Raw genomic sequence first — 21,955 nt, 5'->3', positions numbered from 1 at the left:
GTGGCCACCGCACGCCGCCGCCCAGCACGAGCAGCTCGGCATCCCGCAGCTACCGGTCCCCGAACCACCACGCTCTCAAGGGGGTACGGAAGCGTCATCAGCCACGTTCACCACATCGCGAAAGTTTTGCATCATGCAAAAACTTCAGGGCACCCGGGGCACGCCTTCCCCTTCTCGCGCTTCCTGTACCTGGTCGAGGACGCCTGCGACTGGGTCTGGCGCGGGCCGGAGTGGCTGCGCCCGGCGGTCGGCGGACTGGCACTCGGCCTCGTACTCCTGGTTCTGCCGGAGATGTACGGCGTCGGCTATCCGGTGCTGGAGAAGGCCACCGAGGGCGGGTACGTCATCGGCTTCCTGCTGCTGTTGCTGGTGGGCAAGATGGTGGCGACCAGCCTGACGATCGGTATCGGCGGCTCGGGCGGGGTCTTCGCGCCCAGCCTGTTCATCGGGGCGATGCTCGGAGCGGCGTACGGCATCGGCGTACATGACCTGTTGCCGGGCACGGCCGGGGCGGTGGGCGCCTACGCGCTGGTCGCCATGGGCGCCGTCTTCGCGGGCGCGGCCCGCGCGCCGATCACCGCCGCGGTGATCCTCTTCGAGCTGACCGGCGAGTACTCGGTCATCCTCCCGTTGATGCTGGCGATCGCGCCCGCAACGACAGTCAGCCGCCTGCTGTCGCGCGACAACATCTACACGCTCAAGTTGCGCCGACGCGGGGTCGACCTCGACGGTCCCGCCCCCGGGGCCCGGATCGGCACCCAGCGCGTCGGCGCCGTCATGGAGCCCCTCCCCCTCGCTCCTGCCGTCGTCCATCGCGCTGCCCGAAGCAGCCCACCTGCTGAGCCTGTGCGGGCATGGCGTGCTCCCCGTGGTGGACGATGCCGGGCACTACGTCGGCGTCGTCAGTGCCCAGGCAGTCGCCGAGGCCCTCGCAGGGCAACCCGAAACCGCGCCCGCCCGGGTCGGGCAGCTCGCCGAGCCACCCGCACCCGTGACGGCGGACCAGCCCCTCGCCGAGGCTCTCCACGTCCCGCTCTCGGCGGCCGGTAACGGAGTGCCCGTATGAGTGCCCGTACTCGACGGCAAGCAAGGCCGACCAGTCGGCTGGCTCAGTCACCAGAGCGCGCTGCGTGCCGCACATACGGCGCCATCCGCGTAGTCACGCACCACACGCGAGGGACGCACGTACGGTCGGCCGGGCCGGCATCCGTCCTGCCCGGCCTCGGTCGGACAACATCGCGACGAAATTCGCCGTCGAAGCACGAGGAGATGCGTCCCTCGCCGTCTGGATCCACGTGTTCGCGGAAGACGGCACGCTCGCCCCGCCAGCAGCGCCAAAGAACTCAACATGTGATGCGCATCACGTCATACACTGCAAAATTTACCCAGTGCAATGAAGATTCTCCTCCGCGAGCCCGTACCCCCTGGCATACAGCTCGCTCACGTCAGGAGTCTCCATGCCCGTCTCACTCAACAAGCTGGGAAGCGTCTTCGTGTTCGGGGCGCTGGGTCTGACCCTCACAGCCCTCGCCTATCCCGCGATGCTCGGCATAGAGAACGCGACGACGAACACGAACCGGATCATCGCCAACACCCAGTACGGGCCACTGACCGAGGCAGACCGCGACTTCGTGGTCAAGGTCCGCGCGGCCGGTCTGTGGGAGTACCCCTTGGGAGAGATGGCGATGGCGCGCGGCACCAGCCCGGCAATGAAGGAGGCCGGCAAGCACCTGATCGTCGGCCATGCCGGGCTGGACCAGATGTGCCTCAAGATCGCCCCCGAGCTGAACATCACCCTGCCAAACCTGGCGAGCCCCCAGCAGCAGCAGTTCGTGGCGACGGTGGACTCCAAGAGCGGCAAGGAGTTCGACTCCACCGCGGTCGGCATCATGCGGGTCACGCACGGTCAGATCTTCCCGGTCATCGCCAAGATTCGTGCCAGCACCCAGAACACCCTGGTCCGCCAGCTCGCCGACCTGGCCAACGACACCGTCCTGGACCACATCACCGTGCTGGAGAACACCGGTCTGGTCAACATCGACCAGGTCAACTTCCAGCAGACCACCCCGCCCAAGATCCCCAAGGATCAGGTCACTCCGCCCGCACCCCAGCCCGGCTCTCCCATCCTCGTTCTCACACCGCGCCCGGACCTGAACGTCCGGACCAGCGCCCCGACAACCGCTCCCAGCCCGACCAGCGGATGATCGGCGAAAGGTCGGCCGGTGCGACCTGTCACGGTCCCGCCGACGAGGCCCGTCGGTCAGGGCAGCGGGATACGGCGGCGGAGAGCCGGTAGGAGCGTACGACCGCGACCAGGCACGCGGCGACCAGAGTGCCGACCCAGCAAACCAGGTCACGCAGGTGCCCTGCCTGCGACGCTCCGGCCTCCACTCCGCGCGGCTGCACGCGCCCCTTCACGTCGTACACGACGGCAAGCGCATCGCCAGGTCGGGTGGCCCGCCCGCACCCCCGCCAGATACGGACCTTCAGCGGCACGCCGTCACCGTCGGCCACCGAACAGAGATAGCGGCCGGGGACGGCACCCAGTTCGGCCTCGACCGATGTCACCACCACGGACCCCACTCGGCCCCGCTCCGCCAACACCAGACCCACGGCCGCCTGGGGCGCCTGCAACGCGAGGCAGACCCCGAGCAGGGCGACGATGGCTATCAATGCCCGTCCGGCCCGCATCACGCGAAGGTAGAGGGCGAGCGCGGCGGCACAGACCAGGCCGCCCTCACCGTCCGCCAGCCCGGGAATCCCGTACCAGGCACCACCGATCGTCACGCCGACGATCACCCCCGCCGCCACACACCCGGCAACAAGCCCCTCTGCGGCCAGCCGCCACGGTGGGAGGCCGACGAACTCGGCCGGCCCCCACACCGTGCTCCGCAGATGCGCCATCAGGTGCACCTCCGGCAGAGGCCGACGTCTTCGGCGCATGCACGTGTCCCCTTCTGGCGTCCTTCCGTGTCCAGCCATGGCCCTGCATCCTGGCGTGACAAGCGGGCGGTCCACACTGCCCCCGACCGGACGGGTACAAGCAGCCTGCGTTGCCGGAATCAGGCAGCCCGACCACACCCGCACGCATCCCTTGCATTACGCAAAACGCGTCGAGAGGGAGGAGAGCGGGCTCGAATCCGACGGCGGCTCCGGGCGGGTCAGGCGTCGCGGAGCAGGGGCACGTCGACCGCCCACCCCAGTGGGTGCGGCCCTGCGACGTCCAGCGCCTCCGCAAGGGGTTCTCCCCCGGCCTCGTTGAAGGCTGCGAGGGCCTCCATGAGTGCCAGCCGTTGCGTAGGGGTGAGCCGTTCGACGATCGCGGCGATCTCGGCGCGGCGCCGGGCGGTGACGTCCGCAACCGTGCGCCGTCCCTCCTCCGTGAGTTGCAGGAGGGTCTCGCGCCGGTTGTCGGGGTTGGACTGCCGGTCGGCGAGCCCGGCCGCGATCAGCCGGTCGACCATGCGCATCGCGGTGGACGGCGCCACCTGGAGAAAGTCGGCGAGCGTGACCAGCTTGGTGGCACCGCGCGTGGACAGCACCACCAGCATTCTGAACTGCGGGAGCGTCACCCGTTCCTCGACCTCGGCGAGGGAGCGCGCGGAGACCGCCACCAGCAAGCGGGACGCGGTCAACACCGCACGGGTCACCACGTCAACATCGTCCATCGCCCCGCCAGGGGTCTCGCGCTCCGCCATACGTCCTTTCTACCGCCCCGAAAGCGCTCCTCACTCACGCATCGGGACTCGCGCAAGAGTTGGGAGCAGATTTTCCTTTCTCATGACCGTGATACCGGAGCAGGAGCATCGCGGCGTCGTCGTGGGGCGGAGCGCCGGCGTGCTGGGCAAGATCCGCACGCAGGGCCTCCAGGGCTCGGTGCGCGTCGGGGTCCTTGAGCAGGTGCACACGCTCACCGACGGGGTAGAAGCAGCCGTCCTCGTCGCGGGCCTCGGTGACGCCGTCGGTGTAGAGCAACAGCTGCTCACCGGGGGCGAAGTCCACCCGGTACGGCTTCGGCCCATCCCCTGCGGGTACGCCCAAGCCGAGCGGGAGAGCGTAGGCGAGCGGCTGCGAAAAGTCGACGGCTCCGTCCTGGCGTACGACCATCGGCGCAGGATGGCCATAGTTGAGGAAGACGGCCTCGTGGCGTGCGCCGATCTCGGCGAGGATCGCGGTGACGAATTTCTCGCCCTCCAGTTCCCGGGCCAAACTCCGTTCCAGGCGCTCGCCGAGGCCCACCAGGTCCGGCTCGTCGTGCGCCGCCTCCCTGAAGGCACCGAGGACGACGGCTGCCGTCTCCACCGCAGCCAGGCCCTTGCCCTGCACATCGCCCACGATCACCCGGATGCCGTGCGGCGAGGCCACCACCTCGTACAGGTCCCCGCCGATGCGCGCCTCCGCGACCGCCGAGGTGTAGGACACCGCCGCCTGCAGCGGCCCCGCGGTCAACGGCACCGGCCGCAGCAGCACCCGCTGGGCGACCTCCGCGATCGACCGCACACTGGCCAGTTCCCCTTCGCGGCGCGAGCGCATCACGGCCGCCGCGATACCCACACCTGTCACGCCCGCCACCGACGCCATCGCGGTGAACCCGCGACGCTCCTCGAACAGCCCGTCGTACAGGCCGAGCCCCACGCACAGCACCAGCGCCACGAGCCCGAACACCGCCGTACGACGCCACCCCCCGACCAACCCGGAGAACGCGGGCCCGAGCGACACGAGCGGAAGAAAGCCCACCCCCGGCCCGGCCACGACGTCCACCACCGCGACAACCGCCATCACCACACCCGGCATCCAGGACAGCACCGTCCAGCTCGACGGCGGCTTCTTCTCGGTCATACCTACTCCAACGGTGTCGCGGCGCTCGAGAGCCACCCCCATTCTCCGCAGGCACCCCTCCTCCACATTTAGGCTATGCAAAGGTTGCTCGCGTGAGACGGCTCTCAATCCCGGTTCTTTACCCGATCGAGGCCGAGAGCCGACATTCCCGACCCGCGGAAGGCGACCATGAGGCGCAGAAGCGCCACACCTCGCCGCCCCCAACTCCCCACCGGGTGGCGGCGCCTGGCGGCGCGGCTGCCGATCCTGCTCTTCCGCTCAGGACTGGGGCGCCTCTTCGGGAAACGGCTGCTCCTGCTGCACCACGTCGGCCGAGTCAGCAGCCTCGACCGCCTGGTGGTCCTGGAAGCGGTGTCCCGCTCCCCGGCCGACGCGAGTTGGACCGTCGCCTCCGGATTCGGGCCGGAGGCCGACTGGTACAGGAACCTGCGGGAGCAGCCGAAGACGCTCCTGCAGGTCGGCACCCGCCGTTACGCCGTCACTGCCCGCTTCCTTACACCCGACGAAGGCGCCGAGGTCATGGCCGACTACGCCCGGCGCCATCCCCGGACGGCCCACCGCCTGTGCGCGTACATGGGACTTCACGTCGACGGCAGCGAGCCGTCGTACCGCGAGGCGGGGCGAACCGTCCCCTTCGTCCGACTCGACGCCGCCGGAGACTGCCAACATGGATGCTCACACGCGTGACGCCCCGGACAAGGACGTCCGGGGCGCCGGGCCGCAGTGGCCGCTTCCTTACACGGCGGCTATGCCCTCCATGCCGGATTCGGCGAAGGAGGGCAGTCCTGTGGCCGTGGTGACCTTGGTGAGGGAGCCGTTCTTGCCGATGCGGAAGCCGTCGACGGTGCCGGAGGTCCCGTTCTGCACGTACAGGAACCTCTCGTCCCTGGTCACCGCCAGGTCGATGACCCCCTGGGACATGACCGAGGGCGGGGTAGCGATGCCGATGTCGTTCGTGAGCGCGAGCCTTCCGTGCCGGTCGGTGCGGTAACCGGTGACCGTGGAGTTGCCGGTGTTGCCGCCGTAGAAGAAGTCGCCGGCCCGCTCCAGCCGGCACAGCGTGTTCTGGCCGTTGGCCAGGGGCCGTTGGACGACCTTGAGGGTTCCGTCGGCGCGCACCTTGTATGTGCTCACTGTCGATTTCTCGGCCTCGGCCACCAGCATCCGGCCGGCCTTGTCGAAGGTGATCGCGAACGGCACTCCGCCCGCGGAGTCGTTGACCACCGGCCGATGGGCGGGACGTCCGTCACCCTGCATCGGGAAGACCTCGACGGTGTTCGCCGACTTGGTGGTGACGACCAGCGCGCGGCCGTCCGGCGTGAACGCGACCTGACCGGGCGAGCTGCTGAACAGCGGCACCTTCTCGTTGTCCAGCCCGAGCGAGCGATGTGAACCGCTCAACGCCACCAGGCCCTTCGCGGTGATCCGGAATCCCTGGACACTGCCCACTCCGCCCGCGTTCATGACGTACGCCAGCGTGCCGGAGACCGCGATCGACGCCGGGAAGTCCCCGCCAGAGGACACGGTTCGACGCTCCGTCAACTTCTGCCCCTGGACCCGGAACGACGTCACGGTGCCGCTGCCCGCGTTGACCGCCAGCAGCAGGCCCGACCTTTCGTCGTGGACCAGGGAGCCCTGGGACGCGAGCGAGTCGGTGGGCGCGTCGACCTGGTCCCCACCCTTGCCGCCGGTCGCGAAGCCGCCCGCGGCACTCAGCGCGCCGTCGTATCCGCGCCCGAAGGCGTGGATGGTGTTACCGGCGAGCTCATTGCCCTGCACGAAGACCGCGTGACCCGCCCCGGCCGTGCGCCCAGGCCGCTGGAGTTACCCGGCTGAGGCGAAGTTCACCGTGGTGACGGCCGCCGCCGCGGCAAGGATCCCGGCTCCGGCGACGGTCAGCCGGACCTGTAGCGATGACCTGCGCCTGGTGTGCCTGCTCATGCGTTGCTCCTCGGACCTTCGCCGCCACCACGGAACGGCGGCGCGCAGCAACAGAGTTACCTGCGGGACGAGCGGGTCACGAGGGGTTTCACCACCACGTCAGGCTCTCGTAAGGTCTCTCGCCTGGCACACCATCCACAGGGTGTCACTATCAGTTCGTCCGCCCCTGGCCGGACCCGTCGGGAGGACTTCCCCGGAAAGCGGTCGGAATGACTGGCGATTTCATTTTGCACTATGCAATGATCGAGCGGGGAGCCGACCGACGGTCGATTGCCGTTGCGCCCAGGAGTGATACCGGCAAAGTCTCGCGGCACGGACGGCGTACCGGCCGTCGGCGGGCTCCCCTCCTGCCAGTTCTGTACCCTCCCGGCCATGCCGGAGCCTCGCTGCGGACGAGCTACTGATGGTGAGTCCGTGAGCGTGGACGGCTCATACCCAGCACCGCAGACCCGAACAGACCGACGGCGCCCCGACGATCACCGATCCACTCGACACCCCGGCGACGAGGCTGCATCCCACAGCCGCTCGCCAACAGCCATCGCGACAAAGCGCCGACGGGACCATGTCAGGAGGCGGGAGTTTTCGTCAGGCGCTCCGCCAGCGTGGTCGCGAACTCCTCCGCCCGGGCCAGCTGCGTACGCAGATCCGCGACCCGCTGCCGGGCGGCCCGCTCGAACCCGCGTACGCGCTCCAGCAGTTCCTCACGGTCTGCGGGCAGCAGTTCCTCGCCGGAGTCGAGTCGGTCGGTGGCGTCGAGCAGGGCGCGCATCTCGTCAAGGGTGAAGCCGAGCGGCTTCATACGGCGGATGACCATCAGGCGGGCGACGTCGGCCTCGGTGTAGAGGCGGAAGCCTCCCTGGGAGCGGGCGGAGGGGATGACGAGGCCGGTGTCCTCGTAGTGCCGGATGGTGCGCAGCGACAGTTCGGTCCGTACGGCGACCTCGCCGATCTGCATGTGCTCGCTGCTCACGCGGGGTGCCTTCCTCGGCTCTGACTGCGGCTACGGGCGTGAGCCGCCGATCTCTACCCTAACGTTACGGTAGAGTTCCTCGGGTGCCGGGTCGGCTGCCTGCCGTGCCCGTTTCCCTGGTGCGGGATGCCGTCCCGTCACCGTCAGCCGTGTCGGGGCCGACGAAGCCCCCGGCGAAGCCCGATGTCCGTCGTCCGCAGGAGAGAGCGTGCGCATGTCCGTGCTGCCCGGCGCCGCCGCCTGCCCGCCGTGATCCTTCGCCCCCAAGCAGCGCCCGACCCCTTCTCGGGTCGCGTCGCCGCTGCCCTCTGACTTCGGTCCGCCGCTCGCGGACCTCGTGGTGGACCACCCCGTTCCTCCACGCCTGCCTGCACGCCCGCCGTGGTGCCGGGTGTGCCCGAGCACGACAGGTTCCCCTCGTCTTGTCCTCCTCCGCACTGTCCCCGGCCGCGTGGCTGCGTGGCTCCCGACGTCCCACCTGGCTGTCCGACCCGAAGGTGCTGCGCACTGAGGTGCTCGCCGGTCTGGTGGTCGCCCTGGCGCTGATCCCGGAGGCGATCTCGTTCTCGGTCATCGCCGGCGTCGACCCTGCGATCGGTCTGTTCGCCTCGTTCACGATGGCCGTGACCATCGCGGTCGTCGGCGGCCGACCGGCCATGATCTCCGCGGCCACCGGCGCCGTCGCCCTCGTGATCGCTCCGCTGAACCGCGAGCACGGCTTCGGCTACCTCGTCGCCGCCGTCATCCTCGCCGGCGTCTTCCAGATCGTCCTGGGCGCTCTCGGGGTGGCCAAGCTGATGCGGTTCGTACCGCGCAGCGTGATGGTCGGCTTCGTCAACTCCCTGGCCATCCTCATCTTCATGGCGCAGGTGCCGGAGATGACGGACGTTCGCTGGCCGGTCTATCCGCTGCTCGCCGCCGGGCTGACACTGATGGTGTTCTTCCCGAAGGTCACCACGGTGGTCCCGGCGCCATTGGTGTCGATCGTCATCCTCACGGTCATCACCGTCGCGGCAGGCATCGCGGTGCCGACCGTGGGCGACAAGGGAGAGTTGCCGTCCTCTCTCCCGGTGCCGGGACTGCCGGACGTACCGTTCACCCTGGACACCCTCACCACCGTCGCCCCGTACGCGCTCGCCATGGCACTGGTCGGCCTGATGGAGTCGCTGATGACCGCGAAGCTGGTCGACGAGATCACCGACACCCGCTCCTCCAAGACCCGCGAGTCCATCGGCCAGGGCGTCGCCAACATCGTCACCGGCTTCCTCGGCGGCATGGGCGGCTGCGCCATGATCGGCCAGACGATGATCAACGTACGGGTCTCCGGCGCCCGCACCCGGCTGTCGACCTTCCTGGCCGGCGCGTTCCTGATGGTGCTGTGCGTCGTATTCGGGCCGATCGTCTCCGACATCCCCATGGCCGCCCTGGTCGCGGTGATGGTCATGGTGTCATTCGCGACCTTCGACTGGCACTCCATCGCCCCGAAGACGCTCAAGCGCATGCCGGCCGGGGAGAGCACCGTCATGGTGATCACCGTCGTGTGCGTGGTCGCCACGAGCAACCTCGCCATCGGTGTCGTCGTCGGCTCGATCACCGCGATGGTCATCTTCGCCAAGCGCGTCGCCCACCTCGCCGAGGTCACCGCCGTCACCGACCCCGACCGCACCACTGTCGTCTACCGGGTCACCGGTGAGCTGTTCTTCGCCTCCTCCAACGATCTCGTCGGCCAGTTCGACTACGCGGGCGACCCGGACAGGGTCGTCATCGACCTGTCCGCCGCCCACATCTGGGACGCCTCCTCCGTCGCCGCCCTGGACGCCATCGAGACCAAGTACGCCCAGCGCGGCAAGACCGTCGAGATCATCGGCCTGAACGAACCCAGCGCCCGGATCCACAAGACGCTCAGCGGCGAACTCACCGGCAGCCACTGACCGGTACGTCCGGCTGCCAGCTGATGCTGAGACGCCGTGGGGAGGCACCGAACCCCCGCGGCCCTGCGGGGGTGCGGCGGCTCCCCCTCCCAGTGCCCCGGTGCGACTCGTCGAGTACGCCGTCGGCGTGCGCCCGCCGCAGCAGGCCGGCCAGTCGGGTTCCCAGACGATCGGACCCGTCGGCGAAGAGCTGGGCGGGACTGGGGATCGGCCATCGCCGGCCTCGCGCACAGGTTCCACAGGACACGGGAAGTCCTATTCGTCCCGTCGGGAAACACGGCTTCGGCGAACAGGGCGTCGACACGAGCGAGGCGACGGCGGGGTATTGCACCAGGCGCAGCGACACGCCGGCTCGGCGGTCGTCCCCGCGCCTGGTCACGGCGTGCAGGCCACGCGGACCAGACCGTCGATGAACTGGGCGCTGCGTAGCGCGTAGTCGCCGATCCCCACCGCTGTCAGATGCGAGCCAGCTGCGCGGCGCCGAAGGAGACGTCGAAACGGTCGCACCAGATGGTCACGCTGCTGTAGCTCGATGGATCGACGTCCCTGGGCAGGGCGTAGTTCTGGCTTCCCTTGTTGCCCTTGAGCCGGCCGAGGCTGACGTACTTCCCGTCGTCGAAGACGTGCCACCCGGCCCGCCCCTCCTTCACCGGTGCGTCGGTCAGCCAGACGCGCAGGTCCGGTCCGTTGCTGGTGTCGAGGTTCTCCAGCCGGACCACATGGGAGCCGTCGACCAGCCGTACGAGCCTCACCGTGCCCGATGTCGCGTGCTCGTGGCTGATCAGCTCACCACTCGCCAGCGTCTGCGGGCCGGCGGCCGAGGGCTGCTCAGAGGGTGCGGCCGAAGCCGCCGCAGCAGTAGGAGGCACGGAAGTCTCGACCACCCCCGGCAGGGCTTCCTCGACGGTCTCGTTCTGCCACAGCTTCCACGGCTGGAACCAGTACAGCCCGAAGCCGACCCCGGCGACCGCCGCCACCAGCACCGCTACGGCCAACGGCCCGGTCAGTACCTTCCGCACGCGCCACATCCCTGCCCCGTTTCCTCGGAGTTCGCTTGTCTTTCCATTCAACGGAGACGGGCAGGCGTTCCGTACCCCTGAGGTGATGACGGAATCCTTACGCGGCGGCCGGCATGCGGATCGGCTGGGCTCAGCGGTGCTCGGGGTTGTCCGCCCCCGGCCTGCAGCCGGCGTCCCATTCCGTGCGCTGGTTGCCGTGGGCGGGGACTCCTCCGGCGCGTTTGAGCAGGGCAGCCAGGTGCATGAGGTTCCAGGTCATGAAGCTGGTGTTGCGGTTGGTGAAGTCGTTCTCCGGGCCCCCGGAGCCGGGGTCCAGGTACGACGGACCGGGCCCCGCCGGTCCGATCCAGCCCGCGTCGGCCTGCGGCGGGATGGTGTAGCCGAGGTGCTGAAGGCTGTAGAGGACGTTCATGGCGCAGTGCTTCACACCGTCCTCGTTGCCGGTGATCAGACACCCACCGACCCGCCCGTAATAGGCGTACTGGCCCTGGGAGTTGAGGAGGCTGGAGCAACTGTAGAGCCGCTCGATGACCTTTTTGGTGACCGAGCTGTTGTCGCCCAGCCAAATCGGTCCGGCCAGCACCAGGATGTCCGCGGCCATCACCTGCTCGTACAGTGCGGGCCAGGCGTCCGTGGCGAAGCCGTGCTCGGTCATGTCCGGGTAGACGCCGGGGGCGATGTCGTGGTCGACGGCACGGATCTCGTCCGTGGTCACTCCCCGCGCCTCCATGATCGCCCGGCTCTTGTCGATGAGTCCCTGGGTGTGGCTGAGCTGGGGGGACGGCTTGAGCGTGCAGTTGACGAAGAGTGCACGCAGGTCGTCAAAGCGGTAGCTGTCCTCAGGGGACGAGTCGGTCGGTGCTGCCATGGCGGACTCCGGAGGGAGAACGGACAGGGGCTCGGAGACAACGCCTTCGCGCCGTCCCGGCGCCAGCGTCTCGCGGAACGCGCGCATTGTCCCGCTGCGCCGCACCGGCGCACGGCGCTTGCCCCGGGCGTCCAACGCCGTCGTGCGCCCGCCTCTCACCCTCAAGGCCGAGGACGCGGAAGCGGTACCTGGTCGGTCAGGGACCCGGCAGCATCGCTACGGCCGGGCGGGATCCTGGACAGCAGGCGTGGCATCGGCAGCCTGTGTGCGTCGCACGGCCACCCGCAGTGTCACGGCGGCCGTGGCTCCCGCCGCCAGGCCCCAGGTCAGGGCGGCCGGGACGCCGCCGCCGAGGCCGGTGGACAGGTAGATCAGGCCCCAGCGCATGCCCGCCCCGTCCGTCACCGTCCGCAGCACCTGGCTCGCCAGCAGCCCGAGAACAGTCGCGCAGACGGCACCGACCGCCATCGCCGGGACAGTGGCCCGGGTGAGCAGCCCGGGCAACCGCCGCAGTGACCACCACACCACCACGAGCAGCAGCGCGTCGGCGGCCCGGTACAGGAGCCAGTCACCGAGCGGTGTGTCCGCCGGACCCGCCCAGGCGCCGAGCAGGAGCCACTGGCGCAGCAGGTCGCCCGGTTCGGCAAGCAGCCCGCCGCCGGTGAACGCCGTCTGGAGAGCGCCGGCGACCGACTGGTAGGAGAGGACCACCAGGGACAGAGCGACCACCGCGGTCCCGGCACTGGCGGCCAGCCGCGCGGCACGCGCCGGGACGATCTCCTGCGGCAGCGGACCTGCGCCCTTGGCGGTGATGCGCGCCGCGAACACCGTCGCCGCCGCCGCGACCAGCGCGGTCAGCACCAGGATCTGCCGCCCGGAAGAGATCACGCCCGCCAACTGCGGCAGGAAGCGGTAACTGCCGTACCCCTGCGAAGCGATCAGCCACGGCGCCGAGACGGTCACCGCCAGGGTCCCGGCCACCAGACCCCACGCCCATGTCGCGAGCAGCGCGGCGGGCATCCGACCCTGCACCGGCGGCAGTCTGCGGACCAGGAGCAGCGCACCGGGCACGAAGAAGGCGAAGACCGCGGCGAACCGGATCTGCAGCGCGGTCGCGTACAGATCGAGGTAACGGCCGCCGTCGATACCGGCCGTCTCCCCGATTCCGCCGGACACCCCGGCGCCGAACCGGACCGAGTCCGGAGGGTCGTACGACCACGGAGTGAGCCACTGCTGGAGATCGGCCGCAGCCCGGCCACCGATGACGTCGGCGGTGCCCTGCAGGTGCAGCGCCTGCGCACTGGCCCCCGCCCACCACAGGAGCGCGGTGAGCAGCACCCCTCCGACCAGTGCCGGTATCACCGCACGTCTGTATGCCATGTGCTGTCCCCCGTTTTGATCGCGCAACCAGTAACTCCCTGGCCGGGTGGAGACTACGGCGCACCGATCACATACGGATCACGGGCGTGGGCCGGCTCGCCCAGGACGGTGACGCGAGCCCATCGTCACGAGTGCGTGGTCGGTTCCTTCCCGTCGGGCGGTCGGGGCCGTGGCGGTGCCGGTTGGTGCCGAGTCGCGATCCGGCCGGCCCGCCAGCGTCGTCGCAGCCAGTCACCGGTCTCCCCCAGGACGACGAAGAAGGCAGCCGAGGCAGTGCACTGCCCGAGTGAGGCGGGCTGGTCAAGTGCCCTGCCCAGGAGCCAGAGGGCGAGGGAGAGCAGCATCCACCAGACGGTGAGCGAGAACGCGAGGCGTGTCAGGCGCGGCCTGCTGATCACTGGGCGGCGTTCCTGGTCCGGTGCGGAGCGAGGGCTGCGTAGGTGCAGCCCGCTGCGGCGAGGACAGCTGCGGCAGCCGTAGCTACCACGATGGTCGCGGGCGGTGCCTCGGCGAGGCGCGGGATCGTGTTGAGGGGGGCGGCGGAATAGAGGCCGAGCAGTGCCCAGCCGCGTGGACGCATGGGGGCGAGCCGGTGCCGCAGCCTGTGCGGTATTCGGCCGGTGACCAGTGCCAGCCCGGCCGGCAACAAGGTGAGGGAGAAGAAGGCGAGACCGGTCCAGTGCCAGGTCATGGGTGCGGGGCTCCTGTGGATGTGTGGGCGAGGCGGGTCGACTCGGGCGAGCGGTGGGGTCGATCGCCGCAGGACCGGTGGTCGGCGCGAGGCCGGCGAAGCGCCCGCCGTTGGCGCGGTCATGAGCGGTCCCGGTCGCGGTGGAACAGGCGTGCGGTGAGCGCCCCGATGAGCAGGGCCCAGGCCGCGGCAGCGGGGCCGGACTGGTGCCAGCCGAGCAGGATTACGGCCGCGGCGGTCGCTGTTCCGGCGGCCATGGCGCGGCGGTTGGTGGCGAAGGCCCACTCTTCGCGGGCGGTGCCTGGGCGCCTGAGTTCACCGACGGCCGTTCTGATCACCAGGGCGGCGGCCATGATCGCGGGTGCCAGCAGTGAGGTGTCGGCGTCCATCAGCCGGACGCCCCGTCAGCCCGGTCCGGCCCGGCCGGTGTGGGAGCGGCCTGTTGGTAGATGTCCGGGATGCCGTCGGCGTCCGCGTCGGTGTTCTCCTCCTCGTACAGGCGCCGGTAGAGCCGGTTGCGGCGGCGCAGGAGCAGCGTGGCCAGGAGAGCGGAGGCCAGTGAGGCGATGAGGACCGCGGCTTTGACGTGCTCGCCCAGGGCGGTTTGTGGGAAGGCGAGTTCGCCGATGAGCAGGGCGACGGTGAATCCGATCCCGGCCAGGGCGGCGAGGGCGAACACGTCGGCCCAGGCCAGATCCGGGTTCAGACGTGCCCGGGTGAAGCGGGCCGCGAGGTAGGTGCCGGCGAAGATCCCGACCGTCTTGCCGAGCACCAGTCCCACGACCACGCCGAGTGGCTCGGGGCTGGAGAACACCTCCCCCAGGGCGCCCGTGGAGACGCTGACACCGGCGGCGAACAGCGCGAACAGCGGGACCGCGATGCCGGCGGACAGAGGGTGCAGCAGGTATCCGGTGCGTTCGCCGGGCGATGCGCTCTCGCCCTCGTCGCGGGTGGTGCGCAGGAGCAGGCCCATGGCGACGCCGGCGACGGTGGCGTGGACGCCGCCGTTGTACATCAGCGCCCAGATGGTGACCCCGAGGGGGAGGTACCACCACCAGCCGGTCACCCTCAGCCGCTGGATCAGGTAGAAGACGACCAGCCCGGCGAAGGCCCCGGCGAGCGCGTACAGATTGAGATCGGCGGTGAAGAAGACGGCGATCACCAGGATCGCGCCGAGATCGTCGGCTACGGCGAGGGTGAGCAGGAACGCCCGCAGCGCAGCGGGCAAGTGGGTGGAGACAACCGCCAGAACGGCGAGGGCGAAAGCGATGTCCGTGGCCATCGGCACCGCCCACCCGTCCATGCTGCCACCGCCGAAGCCCGCGGTGGCGGCGTAAAGGGCGGCCGGGACCGCCATGCCGCACAGGGCTGCGATGACAGGCAGCGCTGCTGTTGCCGGGCTGCGCAGCTCGCCGACCACGAGTTCGCGTTTCAGCTCGATCCCCGCGACGAGGAAGAACACGCTCAGCAGTCCGTCCGCGGTCCAGTGGCCGACGGACAGATCCAGCCCGAGGGCCGGGATGCCGAAGTGGAAGTCGCGTATGTGTTCGTAGGACCCGCTGAAGGGGCTGTTCACCCACCCCAGGGCCACTACCGCAGCGGCCAGCAGGATCAGGCCGCCCACCGATTCCGTCCGCAGAGCGCGGGCGACGGCCTGCCGCTCCGGGAGCGGGAGCACACCGAGGAACAGCGAACGGGACTGCGGGGCATCCGCCATGACAGGGGACCTCCGGGCATCGGCGACGAAGGGCCCATGGCCCATTCCACGCCGACCAGACTTCCCGGCACACCGCACGTCACTTGACGCGTTCTTTACACCCTATCCGTTGCCGAGGTCCGTACACCTCGATGCGAAGCGGAATCGCTCCTCCTTGCCCCACACACCCTCGGTCATCAGCATCGAGACAAGGTCCGCGCGACAGCTGGGACCGTCGACCGGGACCCCCCTCTCCCCTGGCGGGTGACGATCACCGGAAGCGGTGCCCATTTGTCCGGCCGCCTAGGATGAAGCTCACAGGCCGGACCTGGGCGCTCATCAGAGCGTCCCCCGTACGCGAGCCACAGGAACATCGCTCACGCCGAGAGAAGGGGGACAGCCATGGGCACGCCACGCCTCAGCAGTACGCCGCTGCCGGGAATCGGGGTCCGCTACGACCTGACGACGCGGGAGAACCGCCGCCTGTCCGTGGTCGCCCACCGCGACGGGCACCGCACGATCAGCGCCTACCGCAAGGACGATCCGGACGCCTGTGCTCTCTCCGTCCGGCTGACCGCGGAGGAGGCGGCCACCCTCATCGACGCGCTGATGCCCGCCCACCACACCCCGAACCTGCTGTCCACCACCGACCTGGGCCTCGTCGCCGAACGCATCGAACTGTCGGCCACCTCGCACTGGAACGGGCGCCTGCTGGGCGAGACCCGGATGCGTACCGAGACCGGCGTCTCCATCGTCGCCGTACTGCGCCGGGCCGAGGCGATCCCCTCCCCCACACCCGACTTCCGGCTCGCAGGCGGTGACACCCTCATCCTCATCGGCACCCGCGAAGGCGTGGAGACGGCCGCCGCGATACTTGGGCGGGAGTGACCCGCCATGCACTCCTCCGCCGTTTTCCTGATCGAGTTCGGCTGCATCATCCTGGTCCTCGGACTGCTCGGCCGATTCGCGGGACGCTTCCAGTTCTCCCCGATACCGCTGTATCTGCTGGCCGGCCTCGCCTTCGGCAACGGCGGACTGCTGCCGCTGGGCACCAGCGAGGACTTCGTCGCCGTCGGCGCCGAAATCGGGGTCATCCTGCTGCTGCTCATGCTGGGCCTGGAGTACACCGCCAGCGACCTGGTCTCCAACCTCAAGACCCACTACCCCGCCGGACTCGTCGACGCCGCCCTCAACGCCCTGCCCGGCGCAGCCATGGCACTGCTACTGGGCTGGGGCCCGGTCGCAGCCGTCGTACTGGCCGGAGTCACCTGGGTGTCCTCCTCCGGCGTCATCGCCAAAGTACTCGGCGACCTGGGACGCCTCGGCAACCGCGAGACCCCGACCATCCTGAGCATCCTCGTCCTCGAAGACCTCTCCATGGCGGTCTACCTGCCCATCGTCACCGCGCTGCTGGCCGGGGCCGGACTCGCGGCAGGCAGCGTCACCCTCGCCGTCGCGCTCAGCGCGGCCGTCCTAGTGCTGGTCCTCGCAGTCCGCTACGGCCGCCACATCTCCCGGTTCGTCTCCAGCGACGACCCCGAGAAGCTGCTGCTGGTCGTGCTGGGACTGACCCTGGTGATCGCCGGGCTCGCCCAGCAACTGCAGGTCTCCGCCGCCGTCGGTGCCTTCCTGGTCGGCATCGCCCTGTCCGGAGAAGTCGCCGAGGGCGCCCACAGTCTGCTCTCCCCGCTGCGTGACCTGTTCGCGGCGGTGTTCTTCGTCTTCTTCGGTCTGCACACCGACCCCGCCAGCATTCCGCCGGTTCTGCTGCCCGCTCTCGCCCTGGCCGTCGTCACCGCCTTCACGAAGATCGCCACCGGCTACTGGGCCGCCAAGCGGGCCGGCATCGCAGCCAAAGGACGCTGGCGGGCCGGCGGGACCCTGGTCGCCCGCGGCGAGTTCTCCATCGTGATCGCCGGGCTCGCCGTCACCTCCGGAATCGAGCCCGCCCTCGGCCCGCTGGCCACCGCCTACGTCCTGATCCTCGTCATCCTCGGCCCCCTCACCGCCCGCTACACCGAACCCCTGGCCACCCGCCTGCTCCGACAACGCCACCGGCCACCGGCCCCGGAGCCGAGCGAAGACGTGCCTGTGCCGACGGACGCGTACGAGACCATCGACGACCAGGACGCCGTTGGCCACGCGTGACCGAGCGCCGACCGACGTAAGTCAGCGGAGCTTCCTCCGGTGCGGCAGCGGCCAGGGACGCCTGGTTCGCCAAGGGAGGCACAGGAGAGGCGCCCCGGCAGTACGGCCGGTACGCTTCCGGCAGGTGTGCCGGGAAGCCTGGTCGGCGATCATCCGCCGCTGCTCCGGAGCCACTGATGCGCCTCTTCCGCTCGCGCCACCGCCGACAGCCAGAACTCCTGGGCACCCGCGCTCACGAGGTGGTCCGGCTGCACGGCGACCTGGACGTCAATAACGCCGATGCGACCGGCCGACGACTGGTCCGGTTGGTCGACGGCGGGGCAGAGGTCCTGGAGGTCGACCTGACCGACGTGCACTACCTGAGCCCGGACGGCTGCGCGGCACTGTTCATGGCTCTGCGCACCGCCCAGGCACACAGCACGCGGCTGGTCATCACACATGCGGACGAGCGGGCTCGATCAGTCCTGCACCAGATCGGCCTCTCCCGTGCTCTGTCGGCCGAACACAGCGACGACTCGTAGGCGAGGATTCTGAGTTGACCGGAATCCGGCGACACCCGGGCCGCCCGAGCGCGCCTTCTGTTTACCTCGTTCCTCCCCCTGATCGACGGAACCCTAGTCAATGACGGCTTCCTGGGGCTGATCCACATCACGCCGGACAGCAAGATGGTGTCCACGGGCCGTTCCTGTTTCTCATGAACCACGCCCCTAGCTCTGCTGGGAAACGAACAGTTCCAGGTGGCCACAGGTGGGACAACAGTAGGCATCGATCTGCCGGCGCAGGCGGCCCCATCTCTTGACGCCGCCGAGCAGCCCTCGCTCAACAGGTCCTGCTATCCACCGCGCGGACCCGGTTGCGCCGTTTCCGGAGTCCTCTACGAAGCCCAACTCCAGCCCCACTGCTCCGCATTGGGTGCACCGTATGTTGTTCACCCGGGGAGTGTAGTGAGTGACAACCCTGGCAAACTCCCCAAAGGTGCGGCGATCTCAAACCAGCAGCACTCCGCCGCGTTCCTGTGATGGGCCCAGGACCACCCCGGCGGATTTCAGTAGGCGCCTCCCCGACGAAGGCACCACGGACGGCCTGCCGACGGAGTCGCACCAGCACAGTGCCAGCACGGGAGTGCCACCTCCGCGGCCTGGACGTGTAACCCGGCTTGCCATCACCTTCGAGGGCTGGGCCGCCACGTCGGGGGCGCGGGCCTCATGGCGTACCGCAGGACATCCCGGCAGCGATGCGCGCCTTCGAGAAGTGGTGGCGGTAGCCGTACGCCGACGCGCCGGGGCATCCTCCCTCTTGCCATGGCCGCCAAGAGGGAGGAATACCGCCATGGTTCCTCGTCAGCTCTTCACGTCGAGGCGGACCGTCGCCGAGATGCCCTCGATGGCCTGCCGGATCTCCGTCTTCAGGGCGTCGAGGTCCGCGGCCGGGTCTGCCGTCATGGCGTTTACGAGTTTGTCGATCGTGGCAGCCTGGGCCGCCACCGCCGTCTCCACGCGGTGCAGGCGCCCGGCCATCCCCGACAGAATCATCTCCTTCGAGACCTTCGCGGTCCCGCCCTTCAGGGGGTCGTCACCGGAGAGTGCCCACACCCGGCGGGCTATCTTGTCGAGGTCGGCGTCGGTCAGGGCCATGTCGTCGTCCTTCTCCTGTTGCGGCTGGGGTTTCTGGGGTTTCCCGGTGAGCTGCTGCTGGATGTCGGCCCGCAGGTCCTTCATGGAGAACCCACGCGGGTCGATCTTGGTGTTGGTCCACTCCTTGTGAGCGATCACCGACCGTGCCGACCAGCCGTGCGCCCGGCACAGCGCGGCCGACGCGCGCCTGATCGCGTCCAACTGCGCCTGGGGCCAGGGGTCCTTGCCGTCGCCGAGGTTGACGCACTCGAAACCGTAGAAGTGGGTGTTGCCGTCCGTGTCGTTCTCGTTGGGGGCGGGTAGCGCGGCGCCTTCGTCGATGACGGCCTTCAGCACGTCGCCGTCACCCGAGCCCGCGTGGTTGGTGCGGCCGTTGCCGACGAGGTGGACGGTGCCGTCCTTGGCGATGACGCCGTGGCACAGCGGGCCGGGCAGGGTGGCGTGTCCGTCGCGGCAGAGGTCCACGCTGGCCTTGGTGCCGGAGGTGACGGTGTGGTGGATCATCACCCCGTTCACGGGGCCCCAAGCACCCTTGTAGTTACGGTTGCGGGTGCGCCAGCCGTCGTCTTCGACGACCTTCACACCCTCGGCCTTCAACGCGGCCACGATTCGACTTGCGGACAGGGGAGTCGCCATGGGACCTCCAGACGTGGGACGAGCCCCGGCCGGACCGGCACGGGACGTACGGGGATGAGCGGATATCAGGTGGTACGGCGCGTGGTGAGCATCGGTCGCTCACACATCCGCGTGTTGGCTCGCCGCTGTCGACAGCGCTTGTTCGGCGTCGCCGGTCTCCGAGGCGTTCTCGGCGGCCAGGAGTTCGTTCAGCACCTGGAGGGCGCCGCTGATGCGGAGCATCGTCTGCTGGAGGTCGGCCTGCCTGGCCTCCAGGTCGGCGAGCATGCGCTGTCCTTCTCGGTACTCGGTCTCCAGTTCGGAGACGCGCTTTTCCATCTCGGCTCTCATGCCGGTCGTCCCTCTCGCTCAATGGTTCGCGTGCATCACGAAGCCGGGATCTTGAGAACCCATCTGCGGTATTCGACGCTGGGAGTCGGGTGTGTCAGAACGTAGTTCTTCACATCGGACTTGACCTCGTCGGCGGCGTAGCCGTACTCGTTGAGGCGGGGGCTGAAGAGCTCGACGCCGAGCGTTCCCGCGGCGAGTTTCTTCAGCGCGGCCAGCTCGAACTCGCCGATGCTGACCGAACCGATCGCCAGTGACGTGGCGGTGACCTGCGCCGCATAGATGTCCCGGTACGTGTCGTTGTTCAGGTCGCCGTGCTTGAAGTGAAACCCCCACCGTCCAGCCTCGATCCGATGCTGGTAATAGCCGTGGTGGTTGAACCTGATGTTGAAGGACGCCGGGGGATACGTCGCCGGTCCGGTGTCGTCCTGATAGAGCTCCAGAAAGACGTACTTGTTGTCCGCGTCCGGCTCGATCCTCTCCCGGCGCAGCTGGAGGTGGTTGTCCTCGGCGCTGACGGTCAGTCTGGACGTGGGCTTGTTGGTGCCGATACCGACGCTGCCGGACGCGCCGATGGTGAGCCGACTGGCCTGGTTGGTGACGAGAGACAGCGCACTGTTGGTCGCGGTGCCGACGATCATGCCCGGCCCCGCGCCGAACACTCCCGTGTCGTGCGCCATCACCCGCGCGTCCACCTTCGCGGTCCGCACCGACAGCTTGGAGCTGCCCGGGCCCACGACGTCGACGACCCGGCCCCACTCCCCGGTACCCACGTCCGGGGTGACGGTGCCGATGCCCAGGTGACCGTCGGCGGTGACACTGAGCCGGGCCTTCCCCGCCGTGACCAGAGTCAGCGGGCTGGAGGACACCGTGCCCACGGCCATCCCCGGCAACGCGCCGAACGCGCCCCCCTGGTGCGCCACCACGCGCCCCTCGATGTCCGCGGTCCGCAGCGACAGCTTGGTTCTCGCGGCACCCACCACGTCGAGGACCCGGTCCCATCCGCCCTGGTTGTCCGGTGCCGTGGTGCCGATACCGACATCGCCGCCCGGGGCGACGAAGAGCCTCGTCGTGCCGTCCTCGGGATCGTCGGGACCGTGGGTCCTGACGTGCAGTCCCTGTCCCTCGGCCGGCCGCCGGTCGTACTCCAGGGAGTAGCCCTCGTTCTCGCTCTCCGAGCCGGCCCGCATCCGGATCCCGCTGCGGTACCGGTCGCCGCCGGCCACCTTGAACGTCAACTGCCGGTCCTGCGGGCCGTAGTCGCCGATCTCCAGGTCGCTGGCGGGGGCGTCGGTGCCGATGCCGAGCGCGCCCGCGACCGAGAGGGTGGAACGCTGCGCCGCGGTGAAGTCCACCGTGACCTCGCCGTTCTCGGCCACCGCGAGCCGGGCGAGCAGCACCGTGGGGCCGTCCAGGCCGGTCGGGGCCTCGTCGGGGGTGACCGTGGCGGTGCCGTCCGGAGCGACCACCACGATCCTGGGGCTCTCGTCCCAGCGGCGCTCGTTCGCCCCACCGGTCTGCGCCACGTCCGTCGCGACCTCCCGGTAGGCCAGGTGCACCTCGATACCCTGCTGCCCGGCGAAACCCTCGCCGAGCGGCAGGGTCGTGTCGGCGGCCAGGACGAGGTGCCGGCCCGGCGAGTCCACCGCCATGCCGGCGGTCACGGTGATCCGGGACGGCTCGGCCGAGGTCACCGTCAGGCCGGTGCTGACTCCGGTGAGCCGCAGAAGTCTGCTCTGCCTGCGTTCACGGTCGAGGTGGAACCTCTGCTCGTCGATGAAGTCCTGGTCCTGCAGGAACTGCCCGTCGAAGAAGCGGACGCGCTTCGGTACGACGTCGGGTTGGGTGTAGTCCGCCATCGGGCTTCCTCCGAAT

The 21,955-nt window shown here is 69.5% G+C and carries 21 protein-coding genes and 1 pseudogene; 7 read left to right on the top strand and 15 right to left on the bottom strand.

Annotated features, from left to right (window positions below; all coding sequences use genetic code 11):
- Nucleotides 1-171: 171 nt before the first annotated feature.
- A pseudogene (locus ACWDR4_RS25525) lies at nt 172-1,159 on the top strand (chloride channel protein); the annotation flags it as partial.
- 298 nt (nt 1,160-1,457) lie between these two features.
- Nucleotides 1,458-2,204, top strand: a complete 747-nt coding sequence (locus ACWDR4_RS25520; RefSeq protein WP_371658223.1) for a DUF4142 domain-containing protein — start codon at nt 1,458-1,460, stop codon at nt 2,202-2,204.
- A 28-nt stretch (nt 2,205-2,232) separates the two neighbouring features.
- Here the strand turns inward: ACWDR4_RS25520 and ACWDR4_RS25515 are convergent, their stop codons facing one another.
- The 3 genes from ACWDR4_RS25515 to ACWDR4_RS25505 form a co-directional block, all read right to left on the bottom strand.
- Nucleotides 2,233-2,943 carry a hypothetical protein gene (locus tag ACWDR4_RS25515; RefSeq protein ID WP_450411954.1) on the bottom strand — a complete coding sequence of 237 codons (711 nt, stop codon included), beginning with the start codon at nt 2,941-2,943 and terminating at the stop codon, nt 2,233-2,235.
- 218 nt (nt 2,944-3,161) lie between these two features.
- Entirely contained in the window at nt 3,162-3,698 is a 537-nt protein-coding gene (locus ACWDR4_RS25510) for a MarR family winged helix-turn-helix transcriptional regulator (RefSeq protein WP_371658225.1), read from the bottom strand.
- Nucleotides 3,699-3,732: 34 nt separating this feature from the next.
- Nucleotides 3,733-4,839 carry a PP2C family protein-serine/threonine phosphatase gene (locus ACWDR4_RS25505; protein WP_450411952.1) on the bottom strand — a complete coding sequence of 369 codons (1,107 nt, stop codon included), beginning with the start codon at nt 4,837-4,839 and terminating at the stop codon, nt 3,733-3,735.
- 168 nt (nt 4,840-5,007) lie between these two features.
- On the opposite strand from ACWDR4_RS25505, the gene ACWDR4_RS25500 reads away from it, so the two are divergent.
- The gene (locus ACWDR4_RS25500) at nt 5,008-5,526 is read left to right on the top strand and encodes a nitroreductase family deazaflavin-dependent oxidoreductase (RefSeq protein ID WP_450411950.1); all 519 of its coding nucleotides are present in this window, start codon (nt 5,008-5,010) and stop codon (nt 5,524-5,526) included.
- 48 nt (nt 5,527-5,574) lie between these two features.
- Here the strand turns inward: ACWDR4_RS25500 and ACWDR4_RS25495 are convergent, their stop codons facing one another.
- Complete coding sequence (locus ACWDR4_RS25495; protein WP_450411948.1) at nt 5,575-6,618, bottom strand: lactonase family protein; 1,044 nt, start codon at nt 6,616-6,618, stop codon at nt 5,575-5,577.
- Between the two features lie 727 nt (nt 6,619-7,345).
- Nucleotides 7,346-7,750: a MerR family transcriptional regulator gene (locus tag ACWDR4_RS25490; protein WP_450411947.1), complete on the bottom strand. Its 405-nt coding sequence runs from the start codon at nt 7,748-7,750 to the stop codon at nt 7,346-7,348.
- Between the two features lie 422 nt (nt 7,751-8,172).
- Here ACWDR4_RS25490 and ACWDR4_RS25485 point away from each other — a divergent pair, with 422 nt between their 5' ends.
- On the top strand, nt 8,173-9,681 hold the full coding sequence (locus ACWDR4_RS25485; RefSeq protein ID WP_450411945.1) for a SulP family inorganic anion transporter: 1,509 nt from the start codon (nt 8,173-8,175) through the stop codon (nt 9,679-9,681).
- 455 nt (nt 9,682-10,136) lie between these two features.
- On the opposite strand, the gene ACWDR4_RS25480 is transcribed toward ACWDR4_RS25485, so the two are convergent.
- From ACWDR4_RS25480 to nhaA, 7 genes are all read right to left on the bottom strand, one after another.
- Nucleotides 10,137-10,709, bottom strand: coding sequence for a DM13 domain-containing protein (locus ACWDR4_RS25480; protein WP_450411943.1), 573 nt, complete (start codon nt 10,707-10,709; stop codon nt 10,137-10,139).
- 121 nt (nt 10,710-10,830) lie between these two features.
- On the bottom strand, nt 10,831-11,568 hold the full coding sequence (locus ACWDR4_RS25475; protein ID WP_450411942.1) for a flavodoxin family protein: 738 nt from the start codon (nt 11,566-11,568) through the stop codon (nt 10,831-10,833).
- Between the two features lie 216 nt (nt 11,569-11,784).
- Nucleotides 11,785-12,948, bottom strand: a complete 1,164-nt coding sequence (locus ACWDR4_RS25470) for a hypothetical protein (RefSeq protein WP_450411940.1) — start codon at nt 12,946-12,948, stop codon at nt 11,785-11,787.
- Nucleotides 12,949-13,073: 125 nt separating this feature from the next.
- Nucleotides 13,074-13,346 carry a hypothetical protein gene (locus tag ACWDR4_RS25465; RefSeq protein ID WP_450411939.1) on the bottom strand — a complete coding sequence of 91 codons (273 nt, stop codon included), beginning with the start codon at nt 13,344-13,346 and terminating at the stop codon, nt 13,074-13,076.
- Nucleotides 13,343-13,639: a hypothetical protein gene (locus ACWDR4_RS25460; RefSeq protein WP_450411937.1), complete on the bottom strand. Its 297-nt coding sequence runs from the start codon at nt 13,637-13,639 to the stop codon at nt 13,343-13,345. Before ACWDR4_RS25460 ends, ACWDR4_RS25465 begins: the two co-directional genes overlap by 4 nt.
- Before the next feature lie 119 nt (nt 13,640-13,758).
- Nucleotides 13,759-14,028, bottom strand: a complete 270-nt coding sequence (locus tag ACWDR4_RS25455) for a hypothetical protein (protein WP_450411936.1) — start codon at nt 14,026-14,028, stop codon at nt 13,759-13,761.
- Nucleotides 14,028-15,356, bottom strand: coding sequence for a Na+/H+ antiporter NhaA (gene nhaA / locus ACWDR4_RS25450; protein WP_450411934.1), 1,329 nt, complete (start codon nt 15,354-15,356; stop codon nt 14,028-14,030). Before nhaA ends, ACWDR4_RS25455 begins: the two co-directional genes overlap by 1 nt.
- 381 nt (nt 15,357-15,737) lie before the next feature.
- Between nhaA and ACWDR4_RS25445 the strand changes: the two genes are divergently transcribed.
- From ACWDR4_RS25445 to ACWDR4_RS25435, 3 genes are all read left to right on the top strand, one after another.
- Nucleotides 15,738-16,223, top strand: coding sequence for a cation:proton antiporter regulatory subunit (locus tag ACWDR4_RS25445; RefSeq protein WP_450411933.1), 486 nt, complete (start codon nt 15,738-15,740; stop codon nt 16,221-16,223).
- A gap of 6 nt (nt 16,224-16,229) precedes the next feature.
- The gene (locus ACWDR4_RS25440; RefSeq protein ID WP_450411932.1) at nt 16,230-17,483 is read left to right on the top strand and encodes a cation:proton antiporter; all 1,254 of its coding nucleotides are present in this window, start codon (nt 16,230-16,232) and stop codon (nt 17,481-17,483) included.
- 176 nt (nt 17,484-17,659) lie between these two features.
- Nucleotides 17,660-18,004 carry an STAS domain-containing protein gene (locus tag ACWDR4_RS25435; protein ID WP_450411930.1) on the top strand — a complete coding sequence of 115 codons (345 nt, stop codon included), beginning with the start codon at nt 17,660-17,662 and terminating at the stop codon, nt 18,002-18,004.
- An 819-nt stretch (nt 18,005-18,823) separates the two neighbouring features.
- On the opposite strand, the gene ACWDR4_RS25430 is transcribed toward ACWDR4_RS25435, so the two are convergent.
- The 3 genes from ACWDR4_RS25430 to ACWDR4_RS25420 all read right to left on the bottom strand — a co-directional run bounded on the left by ACWDR4_RS25430 (nt 18,824) and on the right by ACWDR4_RS25420 (nt 21,939).
- Complete coding sequence (locus ACWDR4_RS25430; RefSeq protein WP_450411929.1) at nt 18,824-19,753, bottom strand: peptidoglycan recognition protein family protein; 930 nt, start codon at nt 19,751-19,753, stop codon at nt 18,824-18,826.
- 99 nt (nt 19,754-19,852) lie between these two features.
- The gene (locus ACWDR4_RS25425) at nt 19,853-20,083 is read right to left on the bottom strand and encodes a hypothetical protein (RefSeq protein ID WP_450411928.1); all 231 of its coding nucleotides are present in this window, start codon (nt 20,081-20,083) and stop codon (nt 19,853-19,855) included.
- Between the two features lie 35 nt (nt 20,084-20,118).
- On the bottom strand, nt 20,119-21,939 hold the full coding sequence (locus tag ACWDR4_RS25420; protein ID WP_450411926.1) for a hypothetical protein: 1,821 nt from the start codon (nt 21,937-21,939) through the stop codon (nt 20,119-20,121).
- Between the last annotated feature and the right edge of the window lie 16 nt (nt 21,940-21,955).

The organism is Streptomyces sp. NPDC000878, assembly GCF_053599695.1.
Note: the sequence above shows the minus strand (reverse complement) of the source record. Positions and strands in the feature narration are given on the sequence as shown.